General features: G+C 66.2%; 14 protein-coding genes and 2 tRNA genes. 8 read left to right on the top strand and 8 right to left on the bottom strand.

Going from position 1 to position 14,929, the window contains the following annotated elements:
• Position 1: 1 nt before the first annotated feature.
• The 4 genes from QF819_03040 to QF819_03025 form a co-directional block, all read right to left on the bottom strand.
• Positions 2-733, bottom strand: a complete 732-nt coding sequence (locus QF819_03040) for a hypothetical protein (protein MDP6802135.1) — start codon at positions 731-733, stop codon at positions 2-4.
• A gap of 80 nt (positions 734-813) precedes the next feature.
• Complete coding sequence (locus tag QF819_03035; GenBank protein ID MDP6802134.1) at positions 814-2,640, bottom strand: sulfatase; 1,827 nt, start codon at positions 2,638-2,640, stop codon at positions 814-816.
• Positions 2,641-2,672: 32 nt separating this feature from the next.
• Positions 2,673-3,971: a lactate racemase domain-containing protein gene (locus tag QF819_03030; GenBank protein MDP6802133.1), complete on the bottom strand. Its 1,299-nt coding sequence runs from the start codon at positions 3,969-3,971 to the stop codon at positions 2,673-2,675.
• 210 nt (positions 3,972-4,181) lie between these two features.
• A tRNA-Ala gene (locus tag QF819_03025) sits at positions 4,182-4,257 on the bottom strand.
• Between the two features lie 152 nt (positions 4,258-4,409).
• On the opposite strand from QF819_03025, the gene QF819_03020 reads away from it, so the two are divergent.
• Both QF819_03020 and QF819_03015 read left to right on the top strand, forming a co-directional pair.
• Positions 4,410-4,498: transfer RNA gene (locus tag QF819_03020), tRNA-Leu, on the top strand.
• 37 nt (positions 4,499-4,535) lie between these two features.
• A complete protein-coding gene (locus tag QF819_03015) occupies positions 4,536-5,618 on the top strand; it encodes a mechanosensitive ion channel family protein (GenBank protein ID MDP6802132.1) in 1,083 nt (360 codons plus the stop codon).
• Here the strand turns inward: QF819_03015 and QF819_03010 are convergent.
• From QF819_03010 to QF819_03000, 3 genes are all read right to left on the bottom strand, one after another.
• Positions 5,603-6,310: a hypothetical protein gene (locus QF819_03010; GenBank protein MDP6802131.1), complete on the bottom strand. Its 708-nt coding sequence runs from the start codon at positions 6,308-6,310 to the stop codon at positions 5,603-5,605. The genes QF819_03015 and QF819_03010 overlap by 16 nt on opposite strands.
• A complete protein-coding gene (locus tag QF819_03005) occupies positions 6,301-7,107 on the bottom strand; it encodes a hypothetical protein (protein ID MDP6802130.1) in 807 nt (268 codons plus the stop codon). Before QF819_03005 ends, QF819_03010 begins: the two co-directional genes overlap by 10 nt.
• 125 nt (positions 7,108-7,232) lie before the next feature.
• Positions 7,233-7,844, bottom strand: a complete 612-nt coding sequence (locus tag QF819_03000; GenBank protein ID MDP6802129.1) for a YceI family protein — start codon at positions 7,842-7,844, stop codon at positions 7,233-7,235.
• A 154-nt stretch (positions 7,845-7,998) separates the two neighbouring features.
• Here QF819_03000 and QF819_02995 point away from each other — a divergent pair, with 154 nt between their 5' ends.
• Positions 7,999-9,603: a glucose-6-phosphate isomerase gene (locus QF819_02995; protein MDP6802128.1), complete on the top strand. Its 1,605-nt coding sequence runs from the start codon at positions 7,999-8,001 to the stop codon at positions 9,601-9,603.
• Here QF819_02995 and QF819_02990 read toward each other — a convergent pair.
• A complete protein-coding gene (locus QF819_02990) occupies positions 9,567-11,072 on the bottom strand; it encodes an alpha-amylase family glycosyl hydrolase (protein ID MDP6802127.1) in 1,506 nt (501 codons plus the stop codon). The genes QF819_02995 and QF819_02990 overlap by 37 nt on opposite strands.
• Positions 11,073-11,168: 96 nt before the next feature.
• On the opposite strand from QF819_02990, the gene QF819_02985 reads away from it, so the two are divergent.
• From QF819_02985 to QF819_02965, 5 genes are all read left to right on the top strand, one after another.
• Complete coding sequence (locus tag QF819_02985; GenBank protein MDP6802126.1) at positions 11,169-11,786, top strand: hypothetical protein; 618 nt, start codon at positions 11,169-11,171, stop codon at positions 11,784-11,786.
• 693 nt (positions 11,787-12,479) lie between these two features.
• Positions 12,480-12,752, top strand: a complete 273-nt coding sequence (locus QF819_02980) for a BMC domain-containing protein (protein ID MDP6802125.1) — start codon at positions 12,480-12,482, stop codon at positions 12,750-12,752.
• Positions 12,753-12,821: 69 nt separating this feature from the next.
• A complete protein-coding gene (eutM, locus tag QF819_02975; GenBank protein ID MDP6802124.1) occupies positions 12,822-13,112 on the top strand; it encodes an ethanolamine utilization microcompartment protein EutM in 291 nt (96 codons plus the stop codon).
• A 27-nt stretch (positions 13,113-13,139) separates the two neighbouring features.
• Positions 13,140-13,448: a EutN/CcmL family microcompartment protein gene (locus QF819_02970; protein ID MDP6802123.1), complete on the top strand. Its 309-nt coding sequence runs from the start codon at positions 13,140-13,142 to the stop codon at positions 13,446-13,448.
• A 17-nt stretch (positions 13,449-13,465) separates the two neighbouring features.
• A complete protein-coding gene (locus QF819_02965) occupies positions 13,466-14,929 on the top strand; it encodes an aldehyde dehydrogenase EutE (GenBank protein MDP6802122.1) in 1,464 nt (487 codons plus the stop codon).

The raw sequence follows: 14,929 nt of genomic DNA, 5'->3' as shown, positions 1-14,929 counted from the left end.
GTCAGTCCGAGCTGTCGTGATCCGCGGACTCGCCGGGATCCGCGTCCTCGTCATCTTCGTCATCATCGTCCTCGTCATCTTCGTCCTTGTCGGGCCGCTTCTCGCGTCTCTTCCCGGCTTTGCCCTTCTTCTTTGCGCTCTGTCCGGATGCGGCGTTGTCGTCCATGCCCATCGCCCGGCGGGTCTCAACACCCGGAGTCACCGGTACGGACTCCCCGATCACATGGTACGCGTCGGGAGCGTCTCCGCCATAGACCGCCGGGGACGCGAAGATTCCCTCCGTGACCGAATAGTCGCAGCGCAGGAACCCGGCCACTTCGCCCATGAGGTCGGGGATGACATTCAGCGTCACGGGCTCACCCTCCCCGGAGGGAAGCACCGTCATGGAGCCCAGAAAGATGGGTGTTTCCACGCATTGGCTGACGGCCTGCATGATGGTGCCGGGGTACGCATCGGCCTTGGGAAGAGCGAGCCACCCGGCCCGGGAGTTGATGCGATAGTCCACAAACTCGCCGCCGGAAACATGGATGCCGAACTGAACCCCTCGAATGGAATCCCCCGTGGCGAAGAGGAAGAACTCGACCGGTCCTTCATCCGGGCGCGCGCCCGAGCGAAGATCCGGGTCTTCGGGCGACAGGCTGATCTGGAGCGTGGGCTGCGACGCGAAGGCGAACGAAGTCAGAAGGAAACCGGCGAGGAGAACCGTCACTGCGAAACGAACAGGCATGGTCATCGCTCCAGAGGGTTGGGGAATCATCTGCGAATCGTCGGAACATTGTACCGAAGGGAGTCCTCACGCGGGGAGTTTTCCGGTCAGTGGATATAGCCCAGCGTGCGGAGCTTCTCGACGGTCTCCGGGGACATCTCGTCCGGCGTGACGGCACGCGGCCCCTTTCGGTAGAGATCCGTCGCGTGGGAGCGGATCCATGCGTCCAGCGAATCCTGAAGCGCGTCTTCATCGGGGAACGGTGCGGTGGGTGCCTGCTCTCCGGGATCGGATTCGAGACGAAAGCGGAGTCGTGCGCCTTCGTCCGGGAAGATGATCTTCCGACTCGGTGTCCGCATGGCGAAATCGTGCTTCAGTTGCGACACGGCCCACCTTGCGCCCGGCGACGGGCGCCGTGCGGACTGGCCCTCCCAGTGCGGATGCGGACTCTCCTCCAGCACATCCGCCATGGTCGGCAGGACATCGACATTCTCAAAGGTCCGCCCGTCGATGGCTGGGCGAACGCCGTGCCCGGGTGCGCGGATGGAAGCGAGCACGCGGAGCGTCGAATCGAAGAGAGTCCGCCCGTGCGAGAAGTGCGGTTCATGATCCAGCAGGTTCTCGCCGTGGTCGGAAGTCAACAAGATGACGGCGTCCTCCAGGATGCCAAGTTCCTCCAGTGTGCGACGCAGCCGCCCGATCTTCGCGTCGGCGAAGCCGATTTCCGCGGCGTACGCCTCTTCGGAGGGACGCCACCCGAAGCGGTTCACCGGTCCCTTTCCGTCGCCTTCGCGTCGTGCGCCGAATCGGGCGCCCCAGGGAGCGGGGGGGACATAGGGAGAATGGACATCCATGATCTGGAGAAAGAGGAAGGGGGGCGTCTCGTCTTCGCCCAGCCAGGCCAGCGCGGTCTCAAAGCTGGGATCGTGGCCGGGCGAGAACCGACTCCGGACGCGGTCAAAGACCTGCGTCAGGACCAGAGAGCGTCGGAAGGCGGCGCGCCCCGGATGCCCGAGCGCCTCCACCACGCCGGATTCCACATAGCATTCGAACCCCTGAGCGAATCCGAAGCGGCGTCCGAGGAAAGTGTTCGTCACGAATCCACCGGTGCGGTATCCGCGGTCGCGAAGAACCTCCGCCAGCGTTGTGACGGAGGAGTCCATTACCGTGAAGTTCGCCCAGACGCCGTTGGAGACCGGGTAGCGGGAGGTGAGGAGCGCGGCGTGGGACGCGGCCGATCCGGGCGAGACGCAGGTGGCGTCCGGGAAGAAAAGCCCCTCGCGGCAGAGTCGGTCGATCTCCGGAGAGGTCGGGCGGGGATCGCCGCCGGTGGAAAGGCCGTCGAGACGGAGGGTATCGATGGAGACAAGAACGATCGGGGGAAGGTCGGAAGGAGCGGTTTCCCCGGACTGCCCGGCGCGAACTGGAAGTTCGTGAAGGACCGCAAGGAGTGCCGCAGACACAAGTGCCGCAGCGAGCCCGGGCAGGGGACGGGGCCTGCGCGCGAGGGTTCGGCTCACCGACCGGCCGAGGCAAAGGGAGAGCGCGATGGCGACCAGTGCGGCGAAAGCATCCGCCGCGAGGCTGGCGAGGCTGAGAAAGTGGGTCCCGGCGAGAAGGACTCGATTGACCAGGAGGCCGAGGGTGAGCAGAAGCCCCGGGAAGACGGTGACGCCCAGAAGGATGCCGCCCGACGCGGGCGCTCCCCACCTGCTGAGGGGGCGGGCCGGAAGCAGGGCGATGGCGGCCAGGAGCCCGAAGACGCCGCCCGCGAGTCCGTCCGCTCCCACGATCCACGGGATACGCCATGTTTCCGCAAGGGGGGAGACGGCGGCCTCGACGGCGCCGCCCACCATCCCGACCGCGCAGCCGATGAACCATCCTGCAGGCAGGAGTGCCACCGCTGCGGTAGCGCGTGAGTCATTCTCCGGCATCTCTCACCACACCCGGGTGCGGGTTCGCCGGATCACTTCGGGTCACTTCCGAGTACGCACATTCGGTTGGCCTCGTCAAAGAACGCGATCGTGCAGGAAGGATCGTCGCGAATCCAACGGTCCACAAGCGCTTGCGGATCGGGAGCGGGATGCAGATGGGCCGCCCGGACCTCCTCGGCGGGAAGCGCGCTGTGAAGATGGATGGCGCGCACGCGGGTCATGAGTTCCGCGAACTTGTAGGCCTTGTGCTGGTAAAGACGGTAGCCGTCGCGGATGTTGTCGAGCACCTGATCGAGGGGCCGCGTCAGTTCGACATAGAAGTTGCGGTAGGCGTTCTCTCCGTCGGCAATGCCGTCGGCGCACTCCGCAAGGAGCAGGATTTCCGCGTCGTCGGCGACCGCCGCGCGCGTGAGTTCAATGCCGCGCTGACTGAGATAGAGGCTGTCGTCCTGCGGGGCGCCTCCGGCGGAGACCACGAGATGGCGCGTGGGCTCTACGGAGAAACTCGCCACGCGGTCGACCTCGTCCATGCATTCCGCGGAGACTTCTTCCAACAGGCCGATGCGCGCCCAGGCGATCCTCCGGTCCACCGTCACCGTGGCGAGCGCGTGGGAAGGGCGTTTCCCGACACTCATCCGGTAGGCCTCCAGCATGTCTTCCGCGACGGGGTTGCTGTGGCGCGAAGCGTCGCGGTGAAGCGGGTGCTGCCCGAAGGTGGCATCGGGTTCCAGCGCAAGACGGTGGTTTCGCTCGATCGTCTCGAAGGAGGCCACTCCGGGCAGGAAGTCCTTGAGCGCGTTGGAATACCCCGCGAAGTAGTGGTGCTTCATGTCCGTTGCCACGAGGAACACCTGTGCGCCATCGAGAATGTCGGACAGGAGGACGCGGTTGCCCCGCGAAGTCGTGCCATGGTCGGTGAAGGTGGCGGTGGCGCAGTCGTGGATCACCACGCGCGGTTCCGGGAGTCCGCGTGCGGCGGCCCGTTCATGTGCGTCCCGGACGATTCTCCGGTTGCCTGGGGTGTCCGCACGGTGGCTGCCGGTGGTGATGGATACGGTGATGGACCGTGCGTCGGTCAGGCACGAGAAGCCAGCGTCCAGTATGTCGCCGTGGGGTTCGTCGCGCGTGGAATCCGCGATCAGAAAGAGCACATCCCGTCCCCGGGAGTCCTGCGCAAGAGCCTCCCCGCCGGGGGTCCCGGCAAGGTGCGCGAGCAAAGACTCATTCGGCCCCGGGCCGTCCGGGCGGGAGGGACGGTACACTCCCCCGACATTGGCCTCGGGTACACGCACCTCGATGGTGCCGCCTCCGTACCTCATACGAATGTCCATGGGTCTCCTCCGCACTCCGGTGCGTGTCCGCCTCTCCCATGAATCGGCAGATGGGTGGCGGTCCTTATCTCTGGAGGGCGGCCAGCGAAGCGTCGCACGGGCATGCGCGCGCCATGCCGGTGGGCTGCAATCCCTTTGCTGACACAAAGATCAGGGCAGTGCTTCAGGAAATGCTGGAGGGTGGGGGTCGTTCTCACGCGCCGGAGCGGGTGGTGGAGCTGAGGGGGATCGAACCCCTGACCTCATGACTGCCAGTCATGCGCTCTCCCAACTGAGCTACAGCCCCATCCCGCAAACAGCCCGCGAAGACTAGTCTGCGGGGGGGCTTGGGTCAACCCTTCGCGAGGAGGATTCGTGCGCCCGGTGGGGAAGCGCCGGGCACGGATGGGCCGCTCCGCTTGACGCTCTGTGCCGCGAGTGGTGTACTCCCCGGCGTTCGCCGGAGTGGTGGAATGGGTAGACGCAGCGGACTCAAAATCCGCCGGGGCCAACGCCCCTTGCCGGTTCGAGCCCGGCCTCCGGCACCATTTCCGTCCCGGAGTCCACAGAAGTGAGAGGTGCGCCGTGGAACTTCTTGAGAGCGTACGCGCGTTGAGCGACTCCCCGTGGCTTGCGTTGGCTGTTCTGATGGTCGGTACGGTCGCGGCGGCTTTTCTGACGGAGTGGATCTTCTCCCGCCTTCTAAGGGCACTCGTCGGCCGGACGAAGTCCACGCTGGACGATCAGGTCGTGGGCATCCTGCATCGCCCGGTTCGAGTCTCCGTCCTGCTTGCCGGCGTACTCCTCGGCCTTTCGCTGGTGGAGTGGGGCGCGAAGGCGGAGGGCCTCGTCACCTCCGGCGTCCAGTCGGCGGTGACGCTGGTCTGGTGCGTCGCGACCATGCGTCTTTGCAGCGCGGTGCTGCGATCGAAGGGAAGCGCGGGCGGCGCGCAATCGCTGGTGCAGTCGAGTACCGTTCCTCTTTTCGATACGCTGACGAGGGTCGGCATTATTGTCCTGGGGGCGTACTTCTTCCTGCTGGCATGGAATGTGGACCTTACCGCGTGGATTGCCAGCGCGGGGATTGCCGGAATCGCGATCGGGTTTGCGGCGAAGGACACGCTGGCCAACTTCTTCGGAGGGATGGCCGTCCTGGTCGATGCCCCGTATCGCATCGGCGACATGATCCTGCTCGACAGCGGGGAACGGGGTCGGGTGACTGAAGTGGGAATCCGAAGCACGCGCATTCTCACGCGCGACGACTTTGAGATCATCATCCCGAACGCTTCCATCGCCACCGCAAAGATCGTGAACGAGAGCCGGGGGCGCCACTCCAAGCGGCGTGTGCGTGTGGCGGTGGGCGTGTCGTACGACAGCGATGTGGAAGTGGTGCGGCGAATCCTGTCGGAAGTGGCCGCCAATGAGGACGATGTGTGCGGGACGCCCGCGCCGAGAGTGCGCTTCCTGAACTTCGGAGAGTCGTCGCTGGATTTCGAGCTGCACATGTGGGTGCGCGACCCGGAGTTCACCGGCCGGGCGCTGGATGCCGTGAACACCGCCATACTCGCCCGCTTCCGGGAAGCCGGGATTGAGATTCCCTTTCCGCAACGCGTGGTGCATCCGCAGTCTTCGCCACCCGCGCCGGACTCGGATCAGGGGAACGGATAGATCTCCTCGTGGACGACCGGGTTGGGAGATTCCCCGTCGTCCAGAAGAAGTCCCGTCGTGGGCGAAAGATAGAACCGCGCCAGCGAGAAGTAGGTGGACTCGGGCGGAGCCCCCTCTTCGCCTCCGTATTCCCGATAGGTCATGAGGTCCACCCGCCAGGCGATCGAGTCGGTGGTCGCATAGACAGTGCCGGGTTCCGGCCAGACGGGATAGCTCAGCAGACGCGCCGAAAAGGTCGAGGCTTCAGGGATGGTCCCCGGCGCAACGGTGTTGAGCGAGTCCGCGATCCCCAGCGCGCGGGTCACGGCTTCGTCAGAGTCCACCAGCGTCGCGGCGCCGGGCAGCGGAGCGGGCGCGTCGAGAAGCACGACATCACCCGCCCACGGTGTACCTGAGAAGAGATGCACATCCAGTCGGCGCTCGGAACGACGCGAGTAGAATCGATACGACAGCGTCCCCCCGTGGCCGGTGTTGTCGAGGATGGTGTGAGCACCCCCGAGGCCCCACAGATACGCGTTCTCGTCCCAGTCGAGCGCGATGGTCGTGGCCAGCGGAAGCGCGTCCAGAAGTGTCGCCGGGAAGAGAACCTGCCGGTCGGAGTACTCGACGGGCAGGCCTTCGTCGCAGCCCGAGGTACTGCCAAGCAGGATTCCCAGGGCCGCGAGTGCGGGAAGAGCGCGCGTCAAATCCATCGGAGCCCCAGACGCACACCCACCCCGTCGAAATCGACGGCTCTCTTCCATGGCAGGAAGGACGACTCCCACTCTCTCTCCTGCAACTCGACCGTCGCGGAGCCGTCGCGACGGAAGAACTCCAGAAAGAGCGTGTTGTCCGGGTTCGTGTAGTAGTCGATGGTGAAGGTGGACTCGATCCCGAAACCGTGGCCCTTGGATGTGGTTTCGTGCAGGTAGCGCTCCTGATTCAGATAGTTCTCCTGCGTGTCCGTGACGCGCATGCGGCCGAGAACGCCGCTGGTGGACAAGGCGAAGCGAACCTCGCGGAAGTCGAAGGCTGCTCCCACTCCCAGCGTGAAGAAGAAGGGGTGGGTCCGGATGAGCGTGCGGCTCCCCACGGAAAGATCGTCCACGGCCCCTCCAAGGCGGTGGAGGTTCACGAAATCCCGATCGCCCCATTCAAACCCCGTCCATTCGAGGCCTGTCGTGAGGAAAGTGTGCGTGGTCAGGCGAACCTGCACCTGTGCGCCGAACGCGTAGCTGGGGGGGAAAAGTCCCTCCAGCCGGATGCGCGTGGATGCGAACATGTCGTCGGCGCGATCGGACAGAAAGGACTCGTAGCGCCGAAGCGAGCAGCTCTGGAACCCGCCGGTGATGCCGAAGGAGAGGAGGCCGAAGCCACTGGTGGTGACGGAACCGGGCGCGTCCGGGTACTTTGCGGGATCATCAAAGCGTCCGGCCTCGGCGTCCGCCGTGATGGCCAGGAGCGCAGCGAGGAGAACGCGGCAGGTCGATCCGAGTCTGAGCGTGCTCACGAAAACCTCCTGCGCTGTTCGGGCAGGCCTCATGAAGCGGCCCGAAAGCCCGCGAAGGCCCGGACTATGAGCATGTCCGGGCCGATCGGCAAGCCCCACAGAGGAGGAGAAGCCCTTCGCTTGTGTCACTCCGTCTCTGGAAGGGTGACCGCTTCGATCTGCAGGTGAACCTGAACCTCGTCACCCAGGACGAGTCCGCCCGTGTCGAGCGTCGTGTTCCATGCCATGCCGAAGGCCTTCCGGTCGAGCGTCGTCGTGGCGGAGAAGCCTCCTGTCGTGCCCCGGCCCCAGGGATCCGGCATGAAGCCAAGTACCTCGACCTGGAAGGTCACGGTTTGCGTGACGCCCATCATCGTGAAGAGCCCATCGACATCCAGTCCGTGGTCGGTCTGGCGAACCTCCCCGGACTGGAAGCGCATCACGCGGTGATGTTCGCTGTCGAAGAAGTCCTCGTTCTGAAGGTGCTTGTCGCGTTTCGCGTTTCCGGTGTCGACGGTGGAGACTTGCACCTCGCCTGAAAAGGAGAGCGTTCCGGCCGGGTCGGCGGGGTCGATGTGCACGACCCCCTCGAATCCCGAGAATGTGCCGTGCACGCGGGAGACGAGATGACGAACGGAAAACCGGACGGTGGAATGAGCGGAATCAACACCCAGGTGCTGGATCTCCGCGAGGCAGGGTACGGACAGCAGCAGGAGCACGGCGGCAATGGCCGCGCGCCGGAAGGCGGGATGGATCATGAAGAAGGGTCCTTTCACTCAGGGGAGGGTGACGCTCCCGCTCACAAGGAACATCAGTGGTGCAAGGATGGTGCAGCGGGCCGGACCGGGTCAAGCACGGTTGCGCCGACGCGGCGGAACATGACAGGATGTTCGTCTGTCATGAGGAGGGAGAATGTCGAGCATTGGATGGGTGCCGGGTCTCCACGCACCGGAGAGTCTGGAGCGAGCGATCGGAGACGCACTGCGCTCGGTGGAACGGGCGGACGCGGTCTCCCGGCTCTGGAGCCGGGACGCCACCCTCTGGAGTGACGACCCCACCGAGATCTCCAACCGGCTTGGGTGGCTGGACACCATGGGGCCCATGGCGGAACGCCTGAACGAGGTGGCTGCCGTTCGCGACACGCTGGCGCGGGGCCACTGCCGCGATGTGGTTCTCCTCGGCATGGGCGGGTCTTCGCTGGCGGCGGAGGTCTTTGCGAATGCGGCCGGGCGCGTGGGTGAGGGGGCGCGGCTCATCGTGCTGGACTCGTCCTCGCCGAACCGGATCCGGCGCGTGGAGTCGGAGCTGGACTTCGCGCGAACGCATGTGCTGGTGGCGAGCAAGTCGGGATCGACGATCGAAGTGGCGACGCTGCTTGCGCGCTTTCGGCAATCGATGGCCGAGGCCGTGGGGGGCGGGTGGGCCGGTCACTTCACCGCGATCACCGATTCGGGATCCCCGCTGGAGAACAGGGCGCGTGAGGAAGGCTTCGCGCATGTGCTCACGAACCCGCCCGATGTGGGGGGGCGGTACAGCGCCATGACCCTCTTCGGCCTCGTGCCGTGGGCGGTGCTGGGGCAGGATCCGCGGGCGCTTCTCTCGGGGGCGTGTGCCATGGCGGCGGCGTGCAGGAAGGAGATCCCGGCAGCGGAGAACCCGGGAGCGCTCCTGGGCGCGGTGATGGGCGGGGCCGCACTCGCCGGGCGGGACAAGCTCACGCTGCGATTTCCGCGGGCGCTGGAGTCGTTGGGTGCGTGGATCGAACAACTGGTCGCGGAGAGCACGGGGAAGGACGGGCGCGGCATCCTGCCGGTGACGGGCGAGCCCCCGGAATCCGTTGCGACCGGAGAGGATCGCATGGTGGTGGAACTCGTCGCGCCGGGAGAAGAGGCGCCGCTTGCCGAGGGAGAGACAGTCTTCCGCATTCCCCTGGCGGGCGCGTGCGACATCGGAGGCGAGATGTTCCGCTGGGAGTTTGCGACCGCGGTGGCGGGTTTCGTGCTGGGAGTCCACCCGTTCGATCAACCGGATGTACAGGCTACCAAACGCGCGACGGGCGAGATCCTTCGGGTCATTGAGTCGGGAGAGTCTCCGCCGTCGGTGGAGGAGTCGGACGCGATGGATGTGCTGGCCACGCTGACCCGGGGCGATGCGGTCGCGCTGACCGTCTTCGGAGATCCCGTCGAACCGGTGGAGCGGGCCATGGCGGAACTGCGCGCAGCCATCTCCGCCCGATGGGGCGTTGCCACGACGCTCGGGTTCGGCCCGCGCTTTCTTCACTCCACCGGGCAGTTGCACAAGGGCGGCCCGGACTCGACGGTGGTCGTGCAGTTTCTCGCGGAGGAAGACAACCTCCCGATCCCGGAGAAGTCCTGGGGGTTCGGAGATCTCCTGGCGGCACAGGCGTCCGGCGATCTGTCGGCGCTTCGCGCGGCAGGGCGGCGGGCCGTGCGCAGCGCGGGATCAGGTTGCGTGGCGGATCAGGCGCGGGCGCTGGCGGAGCGGATCGCGGGCTGACTCCCGGCGAACGCGAGCACGCGGAACTCCCACGGCCCCAGTTCGGGTCGAAGGCATCCTTCCGGGGCCTCTTCGGCAGGGCACTCGCGGGCGTTCCACAGGTCGTGTCCGGAAGCGGGAGGAGGAGGCCAACCCGGCGCGATCTCCAGTTCCGGCGTGCACGGCTCCTCCGAGAGATTCACCACGACAAGGACCACTCGGTCGTCCAGCGTCCACCGATTTCCGAAGACCGTACGGCAGTCGCCGGCATCCACCGGGGTCCATGTGCCCTTGTGGAACGACGGGTCGCGGAGAAGGGCGAAAACGCGGCGATGAAACTCCGCGCGATCCTCGCGGACGATCTCGTGTGCTCTTCCGGAAAGCTGAACCGGAACGCGAATCGTCCGGCCGTCCGCCTGCCCTTCGTGGACAAGGCGCGCGCCCGGAAGCGTCCATGCGAAGACCGTGGCGGCATCCTGGCGCGGAGGTTCGAAGACAGCCGCGGCGCGCGCTTCATCGTGGTTTTCGAGAAAGTGTACGCGGTGAGCGTGAGACGACCGGGGAGCGGAAAGGTGTGCCCGCAAGGCGGGGGGATTCCCGGCCGCCAGGAGATCGAGGAGGCTCTTGTCGTAGGCGAAGTCGAAGCCGGCCTCGTGGAGACGGTCCTCCATCCCCCAGTACGCCTCCGCAATCAGGACGAGTTCAGGGTGGTCGCGCCGGACGGCCGGGATCGCCTCGGCCCAGAAGTCGCCGGGGTCCCGGGAGTCGGTGTCTCCCCATGTCGACAGAAAGACATCCTCCAGCGGAAGCATGGCCATGTCGCAGCGGAGGCCGTCGCACTGCGCCGCCGCGTCGCGCATGACGGCGGTCATTCGCTGCCTTGCTTCCGCGTTTCGGAAGTCGATCTGGCAGGTGTCCGACCAGCCGGGAAAGTGAGGATCGCGTCCGTGTGCAAGGACGATGGCCGGCGCGCTGTCGGAGGCGTGGCGAAACCAGTTTCCGGGCTCATCGGCAAGGTGGTGTTCGCTCCCGCGCACGAGCAGTTGCGGTGCTTCGTCGAGCCAGGGATGGTCGATGCCGACATGGTTCGGAACAAAGTCGAGCACGAGACCCAGACCACGCCGCGCAAGTCTCTCGCGAAGCTGCGCGAGTTCCTCCCGGCCACCGAGAGTCGGGTCCGCTTCGTGGCGCGCGATGGCGTAAGGCGAGCCGGGAACATCGGAGTCGGTCCATCCGGGGAGCGCGCGGTCGTATTCGCCGCGGAGTCCTTGGTGCGAAAGCGCAATCTCGCGTGCGCGAGGCCCGGTCGTCCAGATGCCCATGAGCCAGACACCCTGGAAGCCGTCCGCGGCGATTCGATCCAGCTCGGCGGCCGGGATCTGTCCCAGCGTCAGCGGGCGGCCCGCGTCCCGGGAGAGTTCCCCAAGGAAGACGCGGGTGTTGATCTCCAGCAGGAGGGGGTTCGGGGTGCTTCGGATCGGGCCGGCCATGGGGTTCTCCTCGAGTGCGGATGGAGTCCGGGAGGATAGGCGGCGCGGTCCTGATTGACAATCGCCCTCCATAGGTGATAGTCGAAAGCGGGGGGTATGGCTGTGGACTTTGAGTCGACCGGCGTCGTGATTCTTCTGGAAGTCCGCCCGCTCGGGGGCGCGCTCCAAAGTGTGCCGGACGATCTCGCCCCCGTGCAGGATGCGGCCCGGCGAATGCTGGCGTCTCCCGGCGCGGGAGCTCGCTGGCTGCCCGCGTCCGAGGACGGGCTTGCCGGGCAGATGGATGTCGAAGATGTCGCCGCGGCGCTCCCGCTCCTGCATGCTCTGCGGACCAGTCTTCGGCAGGACCCGGCCGCCGTCCCGCTCGGAATCACTGCGGGGCTGGGCATTGGCGGCGGAGTGGAAGCTTCCGGGCTGGCGGGTGCCGCCTTTCGCTCTCTCGATCAGTCGAAGCGCCCGGGGACACGGGGTCTGACGCCGGATCCGCGCATCAATGCCGGACTGGATGCGCTCTTCAGGACCATGGACTTTCTGGAGACGGGCTGGACCGCGGCTCAGTGGCAGGCCATCCACCATCGCCGAAGCGGTGGCACGCTGATGGAGATCGGAACCGATCTCGGGATCGCGTATCAGAATGTGAGCAAGCGGCTTCTTGCCGCAAACTACCGCCTCTACTGCGAAGTGCTGGAAGGCTGCTCCCGCCTCCTCTCTTGAGCCCTCGCCGCCACGCCTGCGGGTCGCCTCGGATTCTCGTCCCCGTGTCTCAAAACTCTCGCTGGCAGGTGTCCCATGGGATGGTGCGAGGGGATGCACTTCGGCCCTGCGGGGTACCTGCGGAGCCGGGAGTGGGTCCCCGCACCGGGACATCTCCCCACGGAGAGCCGGGGCGCCTTCGGCACAGCAAAGGCGATTCCGGGTGGGAGGGGTCCCTGCGGGGCTCTTGACGCTTTCCGGGCGCGAGCTGGCACAAACCGTGCTTGGAGAGTGGACAGCTTTGGAGTGGAGCGGGGGACGGCGGTCGCCGGGCCCCGGACAGGCTGCCGCGAAATCGGCCGGACTCCGCCCTCTCCACGGCGCCCGCTTTCGAAGGAGGCGTCGGAACGGAAAATGGTGGTCCCCTGCGATGTCCGCGATTCGCGGGCTCCCGGCCTGACTCGCATGGGTATGCTCCCGGGTGCCGCCGCGCGCGGCATCAAAGTGGGGGACCGCCGAACTTCCCACCCTTCGTATCTCGCAGGTTGCGCCCTCCCCGAGCCGATTTCTCTCCGGAATGAACCCAAGGCTTCGATTGACAACCCCGCCTCATCCGGCTAAACCCTGAAGGGTCATGGCGCGAGGAGAACCCATTCTCCTGCGTCTCTCCGGGTGATCGCCTTGAGCGGAGTCCCGGGAGGAAGGGGGGCACCCTTGGAAGGTCAGGCCCTCGGGCTGATCGAGACGCGCGGTTATGTGGGGCTGATCGAGGCCTCGGACGCCATGGTGAAGGCGGCCCGCGTGACACTCACAAGGTATGAGAAGGTCGGATCCGGACTCGTGACCACACTGGTCCGGGGTGATGTGGGCGCGGTCAAGGCGGCCGTGGCCGCGGGCGTCGAGGCGGCGGAGCGGGTCGGGGAACTGGTGAGCAGCCATGTGATTCCGAGTCCGCATTCCTCGCTTGAGGATATCCTCTTGAAGTAGTCGAATGCCTGCCCCCAAGGGCGGGTCCGCCGTGCGGGATGTCGAACCCGCGCACCGGGAGGTTTTGTGATGGAGGCTCTGGGGCTGATTGAAACGCGCGGTTTCGTGGCTCTCGTGGAGGCATCGGACGCCATGGTCAAGGCGGCGAATGTCACCCTTGTGGGATACGAGAAGATTGGGGGCGGGTATGTGACCGCCGTGGTGCGGGGGGATGTGGCAGCCGTGAAGGCCGCGACCGACGCCGGCAGTGCCGCCGCCAACAAGGTGGGTGAGCTGGTCACCGTCCATGTGATCCCGCGTCCGCACGCCAATGTGGAGAACATCCTGCCGGTCGGGCAGGAGGCACCTGTCCAGGCTTAGTCTTTGCGGCAGGGGTCGGAGGTCTGAATGACGCTGGGAAGAGTTGTGGGCACCGTGGTGGCCACTCGCAAAGAAGACCGTCTGTCAGGCTTCACCTTGCAGGTCGTGGAGGGGCTCGGGCTTGACATGAAGCCGACGGGAGCCTTTGTCGTGGCGGTGGATGCCGTCGGGGCCGGAGCGGGAGAGATCGTCCTGACGGCCGCGGGAAGTTCAGCCCGACTGACCGAGCAGACTCTTGATGCTCCTGTGGACGCAGTGATCATGGCCATTGTGGATGCACTGGAGACTCACGGAGAGGTCGTCTACGACAAGGCGCGGCCCGGGGTCGGCGCCTGACCCGACGAGGGGGAGCGGTGGCAACGGACACGCGGCGGATCGACTCCATCGTGGGAGAGGTTCTCGCGAGGCTGGAAGCCGAGGGTCTCGTCGGAGGGGAGACAGCCTCCGCAAACGCTCCTGTGCAGCCCTCGCGGCCCGCAGCATCCACGACGGGTCATGCCGTTTTCGAGACCACAGAAGAGGCCGTGGCAGCGGCGAGACGCGCCTTCCTTGATCTGGCGGAAACCACGCTGGAGGATCGGGAGAAGTGGATCGCGGCCATCCGCCACACCACGGAGACCCATGCGGCGGAGCTGTCGGAGCTGGCCGTTCGCGAGACCGGCCTCGGGCGTGTGGAAGACAAGGTCATCAAGAACCTCCTGGTGGCCCGCAAGACCCCCGGCATTGAAGACCTCGCCCCGTGGGCCCGGACGGGAGACCACGGACTCACGCTGGAGGAGCGTGCGCCGTACGGAGTCGTGCTTTCGGTCACCCCCTCCACGAATCCGTCAGAGACGGTGATCAACAACGGCATCGGAATGCTGGCGGGGGGCAACGCCGCGGTATTCGCTCCGCATCCGGGCGCGAAGGAGACTTCGCTCCGAACGGTGCGCCTTCTGGAAGAGGCCGTCCGCAACGAAGGCGGCCCTCCGAATGTCTTCACCACTCTCGCGGAACCGTCCATCGAGGGAACGCAGGCACTGATGCGCGACGAGACGGTTCGCCTCATCGTCGTGACGGGCGGCGCGGGGGTTGTGAAGGAAGCGATGAGTGTGGGCAAACGGGCCATCACCGCCGGACCCGGCAATCCGCCCGTGGTGGTGGATACCACGGCGGATCTGGATCTGGCGGCGTGGGGGATTGTCCGGGGTGCCTCGCTGGACAACAACATCATCTGCACGGACGAGAAAGAGGTCATCGTGGTCGATCGCGTCGCCCGGGATCTGATGGATCGTCTGTCCGCCGAGGGTGCTTACGAGTTGACCGGAACAGAACTGGATGCCGTCCGTCGAGTCGTCCTTGCGGAAGACCGCGGCGACGGGTGTGCATCCGTTCCCAACCGGGAACTGATCGGCCGGGACGCGGGCGTCATCCTGGACGCGGCCGGAGTCGACGGCCCGACCGACACGCGGCTTCTGGTCGCTGAAGTGGATGCCGGACATCCCTTCCTCTGGTCGGAACTCATGATGCCGGTGCTGGGGATCACCCGCGCTCGGGATGTCGACACCGCCATCGACTTCGCGCGGGAGGTGGAAGGAGGCAACCGCCACAGCGCTTCCATCTATTCGCGGAACATCGAGAAGCTTTCGCGCATGGCCCGGGTCATCGACTGCTCGATCTTCGTGAAGAACGGTCCACACTACAAGGGACTGGGCGAAGGCGGAGAGGGCTATACCAGCTTCACCATCGCCAGTCCGACCGGAGAGGGCATGACCACTGCGCGGGACTTCACCCGGTTCCGTCGCTGCACGCTCGTCGATTCCTTCCGCATCGTGTGA

Source organism: Gemmatimonadota bacterium (assembly GCA_030747075.1).
GTDB lineage: Bacteria > ARS69 > ARS69 > ARS69 > ARS69 > ARS69.
Note: the sequence above shows the minus strand (reverse complement) of the source record. Positions and strands in the feature narration are given on the sequence as shown.

Bases quoted from the DNA above. Each gene is read 5' to 3' on its own strand.
- QF819_03040 (MDP6802135.1), bottom strand. From the start codon at position 733: ATGACCATGCCTGTTCGTTTCGCAGTGACGGTTCTCCTCGCCGGTTTC.
- QF819_03035 (MDP6802134.1), bottom strand. From the start codon at position 2,640: ATGCCGGAGAATGACTCACGCGCTACCGCAGCGGTGGCACTCCTGCCT.
- QF819_03030 (MDP6802133.1), bottom strand. From the start codon at position 3,971: ATGGACATTCGTATGAGGTACGGAGGCGGCACCATCGAGGTGCGTGTA.
- QF819_03010 (MDP6802131.1), bottom strand. From the start codon at position 6,310: ATGGATTTGACGCGCGCTCTTCCCGCACTCGCGGCCCTGGGAATCCTG.
- QF819_03000 (MDP6802129.1), bottom strand. From the start codon at position 7,844: ATGATCCATCCCGCCTTCCGGCGCGCGGCCATTGCCGCCGTGCTCCTG.
- QF819_02995 (MDP6802128.1), top strand. From the start codon at position 7,999: ATGTCGAGCATTGGATGGGTGCCGGGTCTCCACGCACCGGAGAGTCTG.
- QF819_02990 (MDP6802127.1), bottom strand. From the start codon at position 11,072: ATGGCCGGCCCGATCCGAAGCACCCCGAACCCCCTCCTGCTGGAGATC.
- QF819_02985 (MDP6802126.1), top strand. From the start codon at position 11,169: ATGGCTGTGGACTTTGAGTCGACCGGCGTCGTGATTCTTCTGGAAGTC.
- eutM (MDP6802124.1), top strand. From the start codon at position 12,822: ATGGAGGCTCTGGGGCTGATTGAAACGCGCGGTTTCGTGGCTCTCGTG.
- QF819_02970 (MDP6802123.1), top strand. From the start codon at position 13,140: ATGACGCTGGGAAGAGTTGTGGGCACCGTGGTGGCCACTCGCAAAGAA.